This window comes from Sphingomonas sanxanigenens DSM 19645 = NX02, assembly GCF_000512205.2.
GTDB classification, from domain to species: domain Bacteria; phylum Pseudomonadota; class Alphaproteobacteria; order Sphingomonadales; family Sphingomonadaceae; genus Sphingomonas_D; species Sphingomonas_D sanxanigenens.
Genome location: NZ_CP006644.1, coordinates 5,561,384 through 5,577,599 on the forward strand (window position 1 = coordinate 5,561,384; position 16,216 = coordinate 5,577,599).

Below are 16,216 nucleotides of genomic sequence, written 5' to 3' on the forward strand. Positions count from 1 at the left end.
CGTCTCCCGTTACGCCTGCGGCACGAGGATCTCGAACGCCGCCCCCGCCTCGGCGTCGACCAGCAATATTTCCCCGCGCGCCGCCTGGATCAGCGAGCGCGCGATCGGCAGGCCGAGGCCGGTGCCGCCACCGGCGCGGCGGCTGGTGAAGAAGGGTTCGAAGATGCGGTCGCGGTCGCCGGGCGGGATACCGGGACCATTGTCCGACACCGCGATGCGCAGCCGGCGGGGCAGCGTCGTCGCCGCGATCCGCGCCTCGCTCGCGCCCGCCTGCCGGCTGTTCTCGACCAGGCTGACCAGAACCGCGGAAATCGCGCCTTCGGGAATCGCGGCGAGCGGCAGGTGGGCGTCCACCGCGAGATGTACCGCGAAGGTCGCGCTCGTACAGGCATCGGCGATGCGGTGGAGGACGGGGCCGAGCGCGACCGCCTCGTCCTGTCCCGGCCGCGCCATGTCGGCGCGGGCGAGGTCGAGCAGCCGGGTGACCAGCAGCGACAGCCGCTGCGCGTCTGCGGAGGCGTTGGCGAGGAAGCGCTGGCGATCGGCGTCGCTCATCGTGTCCTGATGGTCCTGCAGCAGCTCGATGGCGCCGGCGATGCCGGCCAGCGGGGTCTTGAATTCGTGGCTGACGGCGTGGGCGAAGTCGCGCAGATAGCGCGAGCGGCGCTCGATCGCCGCCGCCATCTCGGCGAAATCGGCATAGAGCGCGCGGATCTCGATTGCGGCGGTGGCGGGCGGATCGGGGACGGTGCCGCCGCCATGCGCCACCTCGCGGGTCGCCTGCCCCAGCACCTCGATCGGCCGGGCGATCGCGCGGCTGAGCAGGCCGGCGAGGCCGAGCAGCACGAGGAAGATCAAAACGATGCCGAGCAGGATCTTGCCGCGATCCTGATAGATGCCGACGAACAGCCCGCGCGGGCTGCGCGACAGCAGCAGCACGCCGACCACCTTGCCGTCGACGATCACCGGCCGGGCATGGTGGACGCGGATGCCCGCCGCCCGGCTGAGCAACTCGCCCATATAGCGCGGCTGATAACCGGCATTGGCGCGCAGCAGCGTCAAGGTGCGACCGGCGCGCGCGGCCTGGACCTCCGGCAGGTCGCCCAGCCGGATGCCGCGATCGGGGCCGCCCGCCGCGACCACGCCGGCGCGGTCGAGCAGGCGGATCGAGGCGAGCGTCGTGCGGCTGGTGGCACGCAGCGATGCCGCGACATCCGCCGCGGCTGCCGCCGCATCGGGCGCGGGCTCGGCATCGGCGCGGCGGCGCGGGCGTTCGGGGAGGACGCGGCTCGATCTCAGGTCGATCGTCAGCGGCTCGGGGCGGTAATAATCGGTCTGCAGCCCGCGCCGGTCGTAGGAGAGGCTGGCGGCGACCGGCACGGCGGGCGGGCTGGCCGGTTCCGTGCTCGCGCCCGGCCAGCGGCTGGCGGTGAAGGCGCCGATCGCCGCGCCCTGCGCGATCAGCTCCGCCTCGGTCTGCCGGACGAGCGTGTTTTCGTAGACGCGCAGGAACACCGCGCCGACCCCGGGCAGCGCCGCGGCGAAGAGCAGCACCGACAGCAGGATCAGCCGCAACCGGATCGGCGGCCAGCGCTTCTTTGCCCAGCCCTTGGCGGCGCGGATCACGGCGCCTCGCCGACGCAGGCCCCCAGCCGGTAGCCGATGCCCGCGCGCGTTTCGATCAGGTCATGCCCGCCGGCGCGCGCGAATTTGGCGCGCAGGTTGCGGACATGGCTGTCGATCGTGCGGTCGGTGATCGCGAAGCCGGGGCCGTGCAGCCGATCGATGATCGCATCGCGGCTGAAGACCTTGGCGGGCATCGTCGCCAAGGTGCGCAGCAGTGCGAATTCGGTGACCGTCAGCGGCACCTCGCCGCCCGCCCAGTCGGCCCGCCAGCCCTCGACGTCGAGCAGCAGCAGGCCATGGCGGATCGGCTGGGCGCCATCCTCCATCACCGGCGGCCGCGCGGCGGTGCGGCGCAGGATCGCCATCACCCGCGCCACCACCTCGCGCGGGCTGAACGGCTTCACGACATAATCGTCTGCGCCCAGTTCGATGCCCAGCACGCGGTCGATCTCGTCGTCGCGGGAAGAGAGGAACAGGATCGGGATTTCGCCGCTCGCCCGCAGCCGGCGGCAGACCTCGAGCCCGTCCATCCGCGGCATGTTGATGTCGAGCACGACGAGGTCGGGCGCGTGCGCCGCCACCTGCGCCAATGTCGCCTCGCCATCCTCCGCCTCGCAGGTGTCGAGCCCCGCCTTGGCGAGCGCGAAGGCGAGGAGCTGGCGGATGTGGGGATCGTCGTCGGCGATCAGGATGGTGCGCGGCATGGGGCACTGAATCATTGCCGCGGCCCCTGCGTCAACGGGCGATCGGCGGGCGGCGCGGCTTCGCGCAGGTCCGCTGCGCCGGGTCGAGCGGCGGCTGTGGCAGCAGGGGCCGGCGTGACGCCGGGTTGCGGCGGCGGCACCGGTTGCGCGGGCTGGGGCGGCAGGTTGGGGTTCCGCGCGGGTGCAGGCGCGACGCGCGATTCGTCCAGCCAGTCGACGCACGCGGCGCGTGGGGCGACCGGTGCCGGATCGGGGCCGAGCATGGCCCTGGCGCGGGCCAGGCGGCGGGCGTTGCGCCATGTCCAGGTCCGCCAATCGCGCTGGTTGCGTTCGAGGTTGGCCAGGCTGATCACGCGCTGGCCGGCGACCTCGGCGCGGAAGCCGGCGCGCCCGGCGCGCTGCTCGAGCCGGATCAACGGCACCACCGCGGCGTCGTCGAGGCGGGCGAGGTAGCAGATGTCCACCGAAGGGCCGTTGCCGCCGGCCTCGCGCGCGTGGCTGACATTCCAGTGCGCGGCGACCGCGCTGAGATCGACGAAGCACGCGCCCGTCAGCAGAAGGCCGGCCGTGGCGACATTGGCGTTGACCAGCCAGCCCACCGATCGGCCGCGCAGGATCGTCCAGCAGATCAGCACCAGCCCGATGCCGACCAGGAGCATCCACAGCAGCGCCGAGATGCGCAGTTCGGTAAGCGAGAAGGCTTGGACATAGTCGATCGTGCGCAGCATCGAGGAGGCGACGAGCAACAGGTTCTGGATCACCCACAGCACCAGCAGCGCCCGCGCCCGACCATCGGCGGCGACGGCGCTGCCCGGCCGCAGCATCCATAGCGAGAGCACACCGGCGATGAGGGCGGTGGCGATCAGCGAATAGGCGCCGCGATGGGCATAGTCGGCCAAGGTGACCTTGCCCGGCAGCGGTGCCCCGCTCCACAGGAAGGCGATGTCCAGGCCGTTCTGAATGGCGAAGATCGCGTTGAAGGTGGCCAAAGCGAGCAGCACGGAGGCGAGCGACGCACTGGGCATGTCGAACGCCGGGGCGGTTCCCGGCGCAATGCGCAGGCGGAAGGCCCAGGGGCGCAGCAACGGCCAGGCGGCGCACAAGGCCATCGCGATGAAGATGAAATGTTGGGGCCCGGGCAGGCGGACGGTGCGCAGCCCGGTTTCGATCACTGGATTGGCGATGGTGAACAGCGCGAGGAACAGCAGGCCGCCGATAACCGGCAGCGCCAAGGTGGTGACAAGACGGAACGCGCCGGCCCCGCGCCGGCGGCGGCGCAGCCGGATCAGCGCGATCAGGTCGCGCAGCGGGCGGAAGGGCCCGGCGAGCGCGTGAACGAGCAGGGGCGGGATCCAGCCGAGCGCGTTGGCGGGCCGGTGGCGCACCGCGAGCACCGCGATCGACAGCGCCAGCCAGCCCAGCGCCCAGGCGAGCGGGCCGGGATCGTCGAACAGCGCGGCGGCATAGACCAGCGCCAGCGCCGCGGCGGCCAGCACCGGGCGCAGGCGCAGCGTCGGCGCGCGCGCGAGCAGCACCAGCACCGTGCCGGCGGCGGCAAAGGCGCCGAGCGTTGATCCGGGGTTGGTGTTCATGAAGATCTGATCGGCGAGCAGCGCGATCAGGATGGCAGCGGCCAGCTTCAGGAACAGGCTGTGCCGCGCTGAAAGGCTCGGGAACATGAACGTCTCCTTCGCCCGCCAGCATCGCGGCAGGGCGTGGACGACGTGTCGTGATGGGGGTGAGACTTTGGTGGGGCGGTTGTGCAGATTTGATGCAAGGTGGTGCTCAACGCCCTCTCCCGCATTTCGGCGACGATCGACTTCACATATCGTGAAACGATTGAAAGGGGCTGCCGCTGCGCTCCCTCGCCCCTTTGGGGCGTGCGTCGGTTCTGACGGGTGCGGAAGGCCCCCGGCATTCCGCAGATCATGCCGGGGGCATGATCGACCCGTCATAACCGCCGCACGGGACGGGGAGAGGGGCAGTCGCGCCAAGCGTAGGGGCTTGGAGGGCGCAGCACTCCTGCTCCGCTGGCTTTTCGGAGCTGCTCCGTCAGACCGTTACGCTTGGCGCGACTGCCCCTCTCCCTGGTCCGCTGCGCGGACCGGTCCCTCTCCCCGTAGGGGCGAGGGCAAAAAGGGGGCGCGAGTGAGATGTATGAATGGCGGGAAGGGAGGCGGTCAGCCTTCCGCCCGCGCGTCGAACGCCGCTTGCGCGGCCTCGATCTCATCGACATGCGCGCTGGCCCATTGACCGAGCGCGATCACCGGCCCGCACAGTGATCGGCCGAGTTCAGTGAGCGCATAGTCCACGCGCGGCGGCACGCTGGGCGTCACCGTGCGCAGGACCAGCCCGTCACGCTCCAGCCCGCGCAGCGTGAGGGTGAGCATGCGCTGCGAGATGCCGTCGATGCGGCGCTTGAGTTCGTTGAACCGGCAGGACTGGCGGGAGAGGAGCATCACCACCAGCACGCTCCATTTGTCGCCGATGCGCGCCAGCACGGGCGCGACCACGCGGCAGCCCTGGTGCGTCGGCTCATGATCGAGCATCGCGCTCTGGGTCACATCCATGTGCCCCTGTATCAAGATTGTGCCTCCTTGCGGCTGATTGGGGCAGTCACATATCCCGCCCTGGTTACTGTTCTATACCGGAAGGTCGGCCTCCATGAAACTGCTTCACATCGATTCCAGCATCCTCGGCGACAACTCGGTCAGCCGCACGCTCAGCGCCGCGATCGTCGGGCGGCTGCGCGGCGAGAATCCTGCGATCGAGATCGTTCATCGCGACCTCGCCGCCGCCCCGCTCGGCCATCTGACACTCGCCGGCCTGCCCGCGGACGCTGCCGAACCCGGCACCGAGAGTGCCGCCAGCCGCGACGTGCTCGATGAATTCCTCGCCGCCGACATCGTCGTGATCGGCGCGCCGATGTACAACTTCACCATCCCCAGCCAGTTGAAGGCGTGGATCGACCGCATCCTCGTCGCCGGCAAGACCTTCAGCTATTCCGCCGAGGGGCCCAAGGGACTGGCCGGCGGCAAGCGCGTGATCCTCGCGCTCTCGCGCGGCGGTCTCTATGGCGCCGGCACGCCGGCGCAGGCGATGGAGCATCTGGAGACCTATCTCGGCCATGTCTTCGGCTTCATCGGCATCCAGCCGGAAGTGATCGTCGCCGAAGGCATCGCAATCAGCCCCGAAGCACGCGAGGCCGCGGTCAACGACGCTCTGGATAACGTCGCTGCGCTCAAGGCGGCGTGATGCAGCGGGGGCCCGCCGAACGCGGGCCCCTGTTTTCGCTCAGCGGGTGAGCGGGGCCGTCAGATCAAGGCGGCGGAGTTCGCGGATGCTACCCGCCTCCACCTTGGCTTCGACCAACTCGCTGCCGATCAGGCCAAACGTGCGACCATCGGTGAAGATCGGTCGTGCATTGCCGTACCAATCGATGCACGACACCTCGCACTCATAATCTTCGTGCGTGTCCTGCTCGCCCTCTTTCATCCGGGTGACGATCTCGCCGACCGATGCCAGCTTGGTGCGCCGGCTGAGCGACAGGAAACTGATGTCGGAGGCGTCGCTGTACCATGGCAACCGATCCGCATCGCCCTCGCGCAGCACTGTCGGGATTCCGATCAGCCCATTGCCCTTCTCGTCCACGTTGCTGTTGAAGGCATGGCTGCGGCTTTCGCTTTCGTAGCGCGATTTGAGGAAAAGGCTCGCACCGAGCCGTGGATCACCCGAAAGATCGACGAGTGTGACCTTGAGGCCACGATGGTCGCGATAGCCGTTCAGGATGATATCGTTGCCCACCCGTTCCGTCCGGATGATGTTGTGTGGCAGGCTCAATTCGATCGCGTCGGCCGGATGATTGACAGGTACCGCGACGGCGGTCGTCGAGAGTGGCCGATCTTCTTTGTCGGGCACGCTGCCCGACCAACTGTCGCGGCCGCCATAGACCAGCCAATTGTCGGCGAACCTGTTCTCCACATAGCGATTGGAGAGGGAGGGGACGGCAGTGATACGGTGATCGGGAACCTTGAGGAATCGCGTGCCGAACGCCGACATGGGAAGATCGAGAAAGGCAGCGTGCCGAACCTGGTAGTCGGGATAGCAGCGAAACGTTTGCCAGTTCGCCAGCGCATGAAAATTGCCGCCAAAGTCGTCCATCGAGAATTGATCGAACGGCGCGCCATTGACGCCGGCCACGGCCACGTCGCCGCTCTCGATCGCCAACCGGACAATCGCCGACGGTACGACATCGGCACGCTTGGGGCGGCGGTGATTGGTGCAGTCGCGATATGTGCCAGTTTCGTCCCAACCCGGTGACATCCACAGAAAGACGGCGTCTGGCGAGACATACATTTCGGCTTCCGAAGGCCCGACGAATCCGGTCGTCCGGCAATTCAGATCGCGGCTGGCAGACCATTCGCCCAGCGGGCAGATCGAGACGGTGTGGATGGCCGGATCGGAGGTGCGAAGAACCGGCCGGAATATATCCTTCGCGTTCAGGAGGTTTTCGCCGGTTTTGTTGGCCTCGTCGCGCTTGTCCTCCGGCAGCCAGCGCCGAATGGTGGGGCGATCGTCGGGATCTTCGAGAGAATCGATATCATAAGGTGTGTAGATGACGAGCTTGTCGCCGACGATGCGCGTCGCATAATTGTCGGTGTCGTAATAATCGTCTGACGAGATGAGAAAGACGCCCTGGCCAGTCAGGCGACCGGTGTCGCGCGCGAGCCGGAACACCGACACTTCGGTCGCGCTTTCTTCATAGCTGTAAGCGGTGATGAGCACATGGTCGCCCTGGACGAGCATCTCGTCATACCAGGTGTCGCTATCAGATTCCCGGTACACATTCACACGATCTGCAAGGCGCAAGCCGTTGCGTGTATCGATCGAGAAGATTCGGCCGTCCCGTAGAACAAGCAGGAACGGACCAATCTGTTTGACGATGTCGCCTTCATCGACACCGGCGGTCTGATTGTTCGTGATCGATTTGGGCGCCGTCGCCCGGGAGCCGGTGACGACGACATCGCCGATGTCCGATTCTGTTTCCGGGCAATCTATGCCGGGCGTGCAGGGTACATCCTGCGCTTGCGCGTAACGCAATTCGCGGCGGTTCCCGCCGACCCAGCGGTCCTTGCTTCCCTGCTGGATCACGCCAAGCATTTCGATGTAGCGCTCGAACGCATCATCATCGCGAAATCGCGAAAGGATGGGCGCGGTCACGAGATCGAGCGATCGATCCTCAAAACTATAGATCTTTCCATCGCCGGCTGCAGATGCGGGCGTTGCCGCCGCCCCCAGCAGCGCCAGCACTGTAATCGCGAAGCGCCTGATCATCTTTTCCCCACTCCTGTAGCGCGGACATTAGGACAAGGTGACGGCAGAGAAAATCCATACGCCATGGAGTTTTAGCACCGCTTCGGAGCCAATCCCCACCGATCAGGAGCGAAATGCCACCACCCGACGCTCGTCGAAACACTGCTTATCGTCGGCGGGTCGCGGGGCTAGGCTGGGTGCAATTTCCCTATCTTGCGGAGTCATCCCGTCCATGCGCAAGGCGCTGATCCTGTCCTCTCTTTCGATCGCAGCATCCATGACATTTGCCCACGCCGCGCAGGCGCAGACCGCGGCGACCGCCGCCGCCAAGCTCAACTATCCGGTCACCGCCAAGGGCGAGGTCGTCGACGAGCAGTTCGGCATCAAGGTCGCCGATCCCTATCGCTGGCTGGAAAACGACGTCCGCGCCGATCCCAAGGTGCGCGACTGGGTGACGGCCGAGAATGCGGTGACCGATGCCTATCTGGCGAGCCTGCCGGGGCGTGACATCTTCAGGGCGCGGATGGCCGAGCTGTTCAACTATGAGCGGTTCGGGCTGCCGGTGAAGAAGGGCAGGCGCTATTTCTACGCGCGCAACGACGGGTTGCAGAACCAGTCAGCGCTGTTCGTGCGCGACGGGCTCAACGGCACGCCGCGCCTGCTGATCGATCCCAATCGCTGGGCGACCGACGGTGCCACCGCGGTGGGGGACTGGGTGCCCTCCGACGATGGCAGGCTGCTGCTCTATTCGGTGCAGGATGGCGGCACCGACTGGCGCACGGTCAGGATGATCGACGTCGACACCGGCAAGGACCTGCCAGACGTGCTGGAATGGGTGAAATTCTCCGGCTTCTCCTGGGCGAAGGACGGATCGGGCTTCTATTATTCTCGCTTCCCGGCGACGAAGGAGGGCGAGAAGTTCCAGGCGCTCAACGAGAACCAGGCGGTCTATTTCCACCGCGTCGGCGATCCGCAGAGCGCCGACAGGCTGGTCTACGCGACACCCGATGCGCCGCGCCGCGGCCATGGCGGCACGGTGAGCGACGACGGCAAATGGCTGGTCGTCACCTCCACCGAGGGCACCGACGATCGCTATGAGATCACGCTGATCGATCTCACCGCGCCCGACGCCAAACCGCGCACGCTGGTGCCGGGGCTGGTCAACAACTGGTCCTATATCGGCAATCAGGGGAGCATATTCTTCTGGATCACCAACAAGGATGCGCCGCGGCTGCGGGTGGTGACGCTCGACATCGCCGAGGCCGATCCCAAGCCCGTCGAGATCGTCGGCGAGGATGAGGCGACGCTCGATGGCGCGTCGATCATCGGCGGCACGCTGATCGCCAATTATCTGGTCGATGCCCGCACCGAGGTCCGCCAGTTCGCGCTGGATGGCACGCCCAGGCCGAAGCTGGCGCTGCCGGGGATCGGCACCGCCGGGGGCTTCAACGGCAAGGCGGACGATCGCGAGACCTTCTACAGCTTCACCAGCTTCGCGACGCCGAGCGCGATCTATCGCTATGACGTGAAGAGCGGGAAGTCGAAGCTGTGGGCGCGGCCCAAGGTGTCGTTCGACCCGGCCAGCTTCACCGTCGAGCAGCGGTTCTACCAATCGAAGGACGGTACCCGCGTGCCGATGTTTCTCGTCCACAGGAAGGGGCTGGACCTGTCGGCGGGCGCACCGACCCTGCTCTATGGCTATGGCGGGTTCAACATCTCGCTGACCCCCGGCTTCTCGGCGACGCGGCTCGCCTGGATCGAGCAGGGCGGCGTGCTGGCCGTCGCCAATCTTCGCGGCGGCGGCGAATATGGCAAGGCGTGGCACGATGCCGGACGGCTCGCCAACAAGCAGAACGTGTTCGACGATTTCATCGCCGCGGGCGAATATCTGGTGAAGGAAGGCATCACCACCAAGGAGAAGCTGACCATCCAGGGTGGCTCCAACGGCGGGCTGCTGGTCGGCGCGGTGGTCAACCAGCGGCCGGACCTGTTCGCCGCGGCGCTGCCCGCGGTGGGCGTGATGGACATGCTGCGCTTCGACCGCTTCACCGCCGGCCGCTATTGGGTGGACGATTATGGCTATCCGGCAAAGGAGGCCGACTTCAAGGCGCTCCACGCCTATTCGCCCTACCACAACATCAAGGCGGGCACCGACTATCCCGCGATCCTGGTGACCACCGCGGACACCGACGATCGCGTGGTGCCGGGGCACAGCTTCAAATATGCCGCGGCGCTGCAGGCGGCGAACATCGGAGACAAGCCGCACCTGATCCGCATCGAGACGCGCGCCGGCCATGGCAGCGGCAAGCCGACCGAGAAGATCATCGAGGAGGCGGCGGACCTCTGGGCCTTCGCGGCGCGGTGGACGGGGATGGTGGTGACGCCGCCGGCGGTCGCGGCGGCGAAGACGGTGCGGTGAGGGGGGGCGTAGCTCCCTCTCCCCCAAGGGGAGAGGGAGTCGCGCCGCACCATCCGTCGCAAACCCGGGGCGTCTCATGGCGGGTGATGGTGCGCTGCGGCATCGCGCGCATTAGCTTCGATATCACCAGATGCCGCCCGCTTTGCCCATAAACCGCCGCTCCCTGCTCATCGGCTCGCTCGGCGGCGCGGTGGCGCTGGCCTTTCCGCGGCTCGCCTTCTCGAAGACCGAGGTCGAGCGCGTCGATGCGCTGATCGCGCGGATGACGGTGGAGGAGAAGGCCGGGCAGATGAGCTGCCTGGCCGACAGCTTCCGGCCATACAACCCGCCCAACCCGGTGGTCGGTGTGCAGGACAAGGGGCGGCTGTCGGAGATCATCCGCGCCTCCGGCGTCGGTTGCCTGTTCAACGGTATCGGCGCCGCCGGTGCGCGCGAGGCCCAGGACATCGCGGTGAAGGAGAACCGGCTCGGCATCCCGATCCTGTTCGCGGGCGATGTGATCCACGGCCTGCGCACGATCTTCCCGGTGCCGCTCGGCGAGGCGGCAAGCTTCGATCCAGAACTCGCGCAGCGCACCGCGCGCGCCGCGGCGCTTGAGGCGACCGCCGCCGGGCTCCACCTCACCTACGCGCCGGTGGTCGACGTCGCGCGCGACGAACGCTGGGGCCGGGTGGTCGAGGGCGCGGGAGAAGATGTCTATCTCGGCCGGCTGTTCGCCGCCGCGCGCGTCCGCGGCTTCCAGGGCCGCAACCTGCGGCGCGACGACAGCCTGCTCGCCGCGCCCAAGCATTTCGCCGCCTATGGCGCGGTGCTCGCCGGGCTCGACTACAACAATGTCGACATTTCCGACGAAACGCTGCGCGAGACGCACCTGCCGCCGTTCCGCGCCGCGTTCGACGCGGGTGCGCTGGTGGTGATGTCGGCCTTCACCGAGATCAACGGCATCCCCGCCACCGCCGACCGCGCGCTGATGACCGACCTGTTGCGCGGCGAGATGAAGTTCGGCGGCTTCGTCTGCTCGGACTATACCGCCGACGCCGAACTGATCGCGCACGGTTTCGCTGCCGACGAGCGCGATGCCGCGCGCCTCGCCATCCTCGCCGGCGTCGACATGAGCATGCAGAGCGGCATCTACATGCGCTATATCCCCGAACTGGTCGCTTCGGGCGCGGTGCCGATGGCGGCGATCGATCTCGCGGTGCGCCGCATCCTCTATGTGAAGACCGCCGCCGGGCTGTTCGACGATCCCTACCGCTCGATCGACGAGAAGAAGGCGGCGATCCACATCAGCTCGCCCGACAAGCTCGCGCTTTCCCGCGAGGCCGGGGCGCGGTCGATCGTGCTGCTGCGCAACGACGGCGACATCCTGCCGCTGCGGCGCGAGAGCCAGCGGCGGATCGCGCTGATCGGCCCCTTCGCCAACGATGTCGACAATGTGCTGGGCCCCTGGTCGTTCTACGCGGACACCAGCCTCAACGTCTCGATCGCGGACGGCATCCGCGCGCAGATGACCTATCCGACCCAGCTCAATGTCGAGCCCGGATCGGGCATCGAAGCCCCGATCGACGGCGGCATCGCGCGCGCGGTGCAGGCGGCGAAGACCGCGCATATCGTCATCCTCGCGGTCGGCGAAGGCGAGGACATGTCGGGCGAGGCGACCTCGCGCACCGAGATCGTCATCCCGCCCGCGCAGCGCGCGCTCGCCGACGCGGTGGCGGCGGTCGGGCGGCCGATGATCGTGTTGCTGCGCCACGGCCGCGCGCTGGCGCTGCAGGGGTCGATCGCCAGCGCGCCGGCGCTGCTCGCCACCTGGTTCCTCGGCAGCCAGTCCGGCCACGCCATCGCCGACGTGCTGTTCGGTACGGTCAATCCGTCGGCGCGGCTGCCGGTGAGCTTCCCCTGGGAATCGGGGCAGGAGCCCTTCTATTATGATCGCAAGTCGACCGGGCGGCCCGTGATCCAGAACCAGTCGACCGAGTATAAGACGCGCTTCCGCACCACCGACAACACCGCGATGTTCCCGTTCGGCCACGGCCTCAGCTACACGCGCTTCGAACTGGTCGATCTGCAGCTCAGCGCGGCCAGACTGCCGTGGGACGAGAAACTGGTGGTGCGCGCGACCGTCCGCAACACCGGCCAGCGCGCGGGCAGCGAGGTGATCCAGCTCTATATCCGCGATCGGATCGCCAGCCGCACCCGCCCGATCCGCCAGCTGAAGGGCGTGCGCCGGGTGACGCTCGATCCGGACAGCAGCGCCGAAGTGCGCTTCGAACTGGGGCGTGAGGATCTCGAGTTCATCGGCTCCGGCAGCGTGGCGGTGACCGAGCCGGGCATGTTCGACATCTGGGTCGGCCAGTCGTCGGTCGGCGGCCTCGCCGGCAGTTTCGAACTGCTGGGGGCAGGGCAGGCCGCCCCGCGCTGATCGCGCGCGGGCGCCCCGCCGCCGCCCTTACCAGAGCACGCCATTCTCCGCCTCGGGGATCGGCGGGCCCTGCCGCCCGATCGCCTGGAGCAGATCGACCTCGATCATCGTCGTGATGTTGGTCAGCGGCAGGTCGTGGATGGTGTTGGCGAAGGGATCGACCAGATCGTCGCCGATCTGCAGCACCGCCAGATACATGAACCCCGCCACCGCCGATCCGATCGGCGTGGCGACGCCCAGCGTCTCCACCAGCCCGATCGGCAGCAGGATGCAGAACAGCCGGGTGAAGAATTTCGGGAAGCTGCGATACTGCGCGGGCAGCGGCGTGTTCTTCAGCCGCTCCATCCCCCCTTGCGCGTTCGCCATGTCGACGAACATGCGCTCGATCTGGGTCTGCTGGATGGTGTCGATCCAGCCGTTGCGCGTCGCCTCGGCGAGGCGCTGGTCCGATCCGTCGAGGATGGCGTTGGCGGGGTTGCGCCGCTCCAGCTCCGGGATGTCGCCATCGCCGAGCACGCGACGCACCTCGGGCGCGGGATCCTGCCGGCGCAACTGGCGGCGCAGCGCGTGGACATAGGCGATCTGGCGGGCGACCAGGCCATGCTTCAGCGCCGTGCCCGCGGCGTCGCCGGGCAGGAAGGCCAATACGGACCGCGTGTAGCTGCGCGACACGTTGACCATCAGCCCCCACAGCCCGCGCCCTTCCCACCAGCGCTGGTAGGCGGAATTGACGCGGACGCCCAGGAACAGCGCCAGCGCGGTGCCGAACACGCTCAGCGGCAGCGCCGGCGCCCGGAACGGCGACAGATAATAGAAAATCGTGACCGCAACGTCCCACACGAACAGCGCGATCAGCGTCTGCCATGCGAGGTTGTAGGTCAGCCGGATACGCGGCGTACGTCCAACGATCATCGGGGGCGGGCCTCGTTGCGATCAGGCCTGCGCCGAAGGCTCTTCGTCCAGCGCAAGCCACGCATGGCGCAACGCCACGCAGCCGACGATGCCGACCACCTTGAGCAGGGTGAGTTGAAGCACGGGGGTGAGGTCGCTGATCGCATACCACAGGAAGAACAGGCCCATGGCGATCGCGGCGTAGACGGGCAACGCTTCGATATCATTCCAGGCGAGCGGCGGATCGGCCGGAATACGGGTCACGGGGGCAGGAGCCGTCATGGCAGGTTTCCTTTCGCGTTGTGATGGGGATCGACCGCGGTCGTCGCGAAAGGTTGTTGCGATGCACAAGCAGGTCAACCGTGTGTCAAACGGCGCAACCCAGCCTTGCAGCGAAGGAAAACGCAGCAAAATTCCGACATTTGCCGTTCATCTCCGAGAGGCATGGAAAGATTTTAACAAGATTGGGCAACAGGGAACGTGTTGCGCCGCAGCATTCGTGCACTAGCTCTTGATGCATGCGTGACCGTTTTTCCGAGACGTTGTCGTTCATCCGAATCGCCGAGGCGCGGAGCCTTTCGGTCGCCGCCCGGCGCCTGGGCCTGTCGCTCGCGGCGACGAGCCGGCGATTGTCGCAACTCGAGGCGCGGCTGGGCGTGCCGCTGATCCGCCGCAACAGTCGCCACCTGACGCTGACCGACGAAGGCCGGCTGTTCTACGAACGCGCCGGCCGCGCGCTGTCCGAAATGGAGGATGCCGAACTGGCGGTGATGCGCAGCGCAACCGATGCGGCGGGCACGCTGCGCGTCGTCACCACCATCGCGTTCGGGCGGCGGCGGTTGGGGCCGCTGCTCCAGCATTATGCGATGCTCCATCCCGACGTGAAGGTGCATCTGGAGACCACCGAGCAGAACGCCAGCATTATCGAGGGCGGTTATGATCTGGCGATCTGCTTCGAACCGCCCGCGGATTCGACGCTGACGATGAAGCGGCTCGCGGACAATCCGCGGGTGATGTGCGCCGCGCCCTCCTATCTCGACCGGCGCGGCCGGCCGCAATCCGTGGCCGATCTCGCGATGCACGATCAGATCGCGATCGATACCGGGCACCACAAGCTGTGGCGGCATGTGAAGGCCGAGGACGTCGCGCCGCGCCGCACGCTCAGCACCAATGATGGCGAACTCGCGCGCATCTGGGCGATCGACGGCGCCGGTATCGTCGTGAAGACGGCGTGGGACGTGGCGGAGGACATCGAGGCCGGGCGCCTCGAAACGATACTGCCGGCGCTGCCCCTGCCGAGCTCGCCGATCGTCGCGCTCTATACGCCGGCGCAGGGCGATACCGCCAAGGTGCGCAACTGCCTGCGCTTCCTGGCCGACCAGTTGCGCGGCGATCGCGCGCAGCCGGCGGCGGCGGCGGACGACCGGCCCAGCGTCGCCGCACTGGGGCGCTGAGCGCCCCGGCGCGGGCACGCCGGTCAATGCAGGTGGCGCAGCTTGTCCGGGTTGCGCATCACGTAGATCGCGTTGATCCTGCCGTCGGCGATGTCGAGCGCGGTGGTCTGCAACTCGCCATCGCCTTCGCGCGTCACGAAGCCCGGCAGGCCGTTGATGAGGCCGACGCGGACGAGCTGCGAGCCGTGCCTGGCGAACAGGATCGCGAGCGCCTTCTGCACCTTGAGCACGTTGGACCGGCCGAGAATCGGCGCCGGTGCCGCCGGGCGCTTGCCGCCGCCATCGGAATGGATGCTGACGTCGGCGGCGAGCATCGCGCCCAGCGCCGTCATGTCGCCGCTGCGCGATGCCGCGAAAAAGGCCTCGGCCAGTTCCAGGCCGTGCCGACGCTCGATCGCGTGGCGCGGCCGCGCCTCGCGGACATGCGCGCGCGCCCGCGCCGCGAGCTGCCGGCAGGCCGCCGGATCGCGCCGGATCGTCGCGGCGACCTCGTCGAAGCCGACGCCGAACACGTCGTGGAGCAGGAAGGCGGCGCGCTCCAGCGGCGTGAGTCGCTCCAGCGCGAGCAGCAGCGGCAGGGTGACGTCCTCGTCTTCATCCCCCTCCGCCTCGACGACGGGATCGGGCAGCCAGGAGCCGACATAGGTCTCGCGCTGTACGCGCGCCGATTTGAGCTGGTCGAGGCACAGCCGCGTGACGGTGCGCCGCAGGAACGCCTCGGGCTCGCGCACCGCCGCGCGGTCGGCCCCCATCCAGCGGATGAAGGCCTCCTGCACGATGTCCTCGGCATCCGCGACCGACCCCAGCATGCGATAGGCGACGCGGATCAGGCGGGGGCGCAGCGGATCGAAGCTGGCCGCCGCGTCGTCGGGTGCCGGCACGGTCATGCCGCGGCGCGCGCCCTGGCCGGCTCGGTCCACAGGCCGAAGCCCACCGCCAGACGGTTCCAGCCATTGATGATGTTGATCATCAGGGTGAGGTTCACGCGTTCCTCCTCGCTGAACCAGGGCGTCAGCGCCGCATAGGCGGCTTCATGATCGGCGCCTTCGGACAGGCGCGTCAACGCCTCGGTCCAGCCGAGCGCGGCGCGTTCGCGATCGGTGTAGCAGGGCGCGTCGCGCCACGCCGACAGCAGGTAGATGCGCTGCTCGGTCTCGCCCTTCGCGCGGGCTTCCACGGTGTGCATGTTGATGCAGTTGGCGCAGCCGTTGATCTGCGAGGCGCGGATCTTGACCAGTTCGATCAGGCTGGATTCGAGGCTGGCGGCAACCGCGATGGCGGTGCCCATCCAGCTCTTCATCAGCGCAGGCGCGGCGGCATAGGGATCGAGCTTGGCGGTCATGGGTGCGTTCCTTTCGTCGGTGACGCAGCCATGACGAGACGGCAC

At 67.9% G+C, this 16,216-nt stretch carries 13 protein-coding genes; 4 read left to right on the top strand and 9 right to left on the bottom strand.

Annotation, left to right across the window (positions count from 1 at the left end):
* Positions 1–9: 9 nt before the first annotated feature.
* The 4 genes from NX02_RS25515 to NX02_RS25530 all read right to left on the bottom strand — a co-directional run bounded on the left by NX02_RS25515 (position 10) and on the right by NX02_RS25530 (position 4,915).
* Entirely contained in the window at positions 10–1,626 is a 1,617-nt protein-coding gene (locus NX02_RS25515) for a sensor histidine kinase (RefSeq protein ID WP_025294993.1), read from the bottom strand.
* Positions 1,623–2,330, bottom strand: coding sequence for a response regulator transcription factor (locus NX02_RS25520; RefSeq protein ID WP_025294994.1), 708 nt, complete (start codon positions 2,328–2,330; stop codon positions 1,623–1,625). The genes NX02_RS25515 and NX02_RS25520 overlap by 4 nt, the downstream gene beginning before the upstream one ends.
* 11 nt (positions 2,331–2,341) lie before the next feature.
* Positions 2,342–4,009 (bottom strand): DUF4153 domain-containing protein, encoded by a 1,668-nt coding sequence (locus tag NX02_RS25525; RefSeq protein WP_025294995.1) that lies wholly within the window; start codon positions 4,007–4,009, stop codon positions 2,342–2,344.
* A gap of 501 nt (positions 4,010–4,510) precedes the next feature.
* Positions 4,511–4,915 carry a winged helix-turn-helix transcriptional regulator gene (locus NX02_RS25530; protein WP_084718087.1) on the bottom strand — a complete coding sequence of 135 codons (405 nt, stop codon included), beginning with the start codon at positions 4,913–4,915 and terminating at the stop codon, positions 4,511–4,513.
* Between the two features lie 79 nt (positions 4,916–4,994).
* Between NX02_RS25530 and NX02_RS25535 the strand changes: the two genes are divergently transcribed.
* Complete coding sequence (locus tag NX02_RS25535; protein ID WP_025294997.1) at positions 4,995–5,585, top strand: FMN-dependent NADH-azoreductase; 591 nt, start codon at positions 4,995–4,997, stop codon at positions 5,583–5,585.
* Between the two features lie 39 nt (positions 5,586–5,624).
* On the opposite strand, the gene NX02_RS25540 is transcribed toward NX02_RS25535, so the two are convergent.
* The gene (locus NX02_RS25540; protein ID WP_025294998.1) at positions 5,625–7,664 is read right to left on the bottom strand and encodes a beta-propeller domain-containing protein; all 2,040 of its coding nucleotides are present in this window, start codon (positions 7,662–7,664) and stop codon (positions 5,625–5,627) included.
* A 256-nt stretch (positions 7,665–7,920) separates the two neighbouring features.
* Here NX02_RS25540 and NX02_RS25545 point away from each other — a divergent pair, with 256 nt between their 5' ends.
* Together NX02_RS25545 and bglX are read left to right on the top strand one after the other, a co-directional pair.
* Entirely contained in the window at positions 7,921–10,062 is a 2,142-nt protein-coding gene (locus NX02_RS25545) for a prolyl oligopeptidase family serine peptidase (RefSeq protein ID WP_245648701.1), read from the top strand.
* A 130-nt stretch (positions 10,063–10,192) separates the two neighbouring features.
* Positions 10,193–12,484 (top strand): beta-glucosidase BglX, encoded by a 2,292-nt coding sequence (gene bglX, locus NX02_RS25550; protein ID WP_245648702.1) that lies wholly within the window; start codon positions 10,193–10,195, stop codon positions 12,482–12,484.
* Between the two features lie 27 nt (positions 12,485–12,511).
* Here the strand turns inward: bglX and NX02_RS25555 are convergent, their stop codons facing one another.
* Positions 12,512–13,396 carry a bestrophin family protein gene (locus NX02_RS25555; protein WP_025295001.1) on the bottom strand — a complete coding sequence of 295 codons (885 nt, stop codon included), beginning with the start codon at positions 13,394–13,396 and terminating at the stop codon, positions 12,512–12,514.
* 21 nt (positions 13,397–13,417) lie between these two features.
* Positions 13,418–13,657, bottom strand: coding sequence for a hypothetical protein (locus NX02_RS25560; protein WP_047099858.1), 240 nt, complete (start codon positions 13,655–13,657; stop codon positions 13,418–13,420).
* Between the two features lie 236 nt (positions 13,658–13,893).
* Here NX02_RS25560 and NX02_RS25565 point away from each other — a divergent pair, with 236 nt between their 5' ends.
* Positions 13,894–14,829 carry a LysR family transcriptional regulator gene (locus NX02_RS25565; protein WP_025295003.1) on the top strand — a complete coding sequence of 312 codons (936 nt, stop codon included), beginning with the start codon at positions 13,894–13,896 and terminating at the stop codon, positions 14,827–14,829.
* Positions 14,830–14,852: 23 nt separating this feature from the next.
* Here the strand turns inward: NX02_RS25565 and NX02_RS25570 are convergent, their stop codons facing one another.
* Together NX02_RS25570 and NX02_RS25575 are read right to left on the bottom strand one after the other, a co-directional pair.
* Complete coding sequence (locus NX02_RS25570; protein WP_025295004.1) at positions 14,853–15,716, bottom strand: sigma-70 family RNA polymerase sigma factor; 864 nt, start codon at positions 15,714–15,716, stop codon at positions 14,853–14,855.
* Positions 15,713–16,171: a carboxymuconolactone decarboxylase family protein gene (locus tag NX02_RS25575; protein ID WP_025295005.1), complete on the bottom strand. Its 459-nt coding sequence runs from the start codon at positions 16,169–16,171 to the stop codon at positions 15,713–15,715. Before NX02_RS25575 ends, NX02_RS25570 begins: the two co-directional genes overlap by 4 nt.
* Positions 16,172–16,216 lie beyond the last annotated feature (45 nt).

Coding starts and splice junctions, on each gene's coding strand:
- NX02_RS25520 (WP_025294994.1), bottom strand. CDS start 2,330: ATGCCGCGCACCATCCTGATCGCCGACGACGATCCCCACATCCGCCAG.
- NX02_RS25525 (WP_025294995.1), bottom strand. CDS start 4,009: ATGTTCCCGAGCCTTTCAGCGCGGCACAGCCTGTTCCTGAAGCTGGCC.
- NX02_RS25535 (WP_025294997.1), top strand. CDS start 4,995: ATGAAACTGCTTCACATCGATTCCAGCATCCTCGGCGACAACTCGGTC.
- NX02_RS25540 (WP_025294998.1), bottom strand. CDS start 7,664: ATGATCAGGCGCTTCGCGATTACAGTGCTGGCGCTGCTGGGGGCGGCG.
- NX02_RS25545 (WP_245648701.1), top strand. CDS start 7,921: ATGACATTTGCCCACGCCGCGCAGGCGCAGACCGCGGCGACCGCCGCC.
- bglX (WP_245648702.1), top strand. CDS start 10,193: ATGCCGCCCGCTTTGCCCATAAACCGCCGCTCCCTGCTCATCGGCTCG.
- NX02_RS25555 (WP_025295001.1), bottom strand. CDS start 13,396: ATGATCGTTGGACGTACGCCGCGTATCCGGCTGACCTACAACCTCGCA.
- NX02_RS25560 (WP_047099858.1), bottom strand. CDS start 13,657: ATGACGGCTCCTGCCCCCGTGACCCGTATTCCGGCCGATCCGCCGCTC.
- NX02_RS25565 (WP_025295003.1), top strand. CDS start 13,894: ATGCGTGACCGTTTTTCCGAGACGTTGTCGTTCATCCGAATCGCCGAG.
- NX02_RS25570 (WP_025295004.1), bottom strand. CDS start 15,716: ATGACCGTGCCGGCACCCGACGACGCGGCGGCCAGCTTCGATCCGCTG.
- NX02_RS25575 (WP_025295005.1), bottom strand. CDS start 16,171: ATGACCGCCAAGCTCGATCCCTATGCCGCCGCGCCTGCGCTGATGAAG.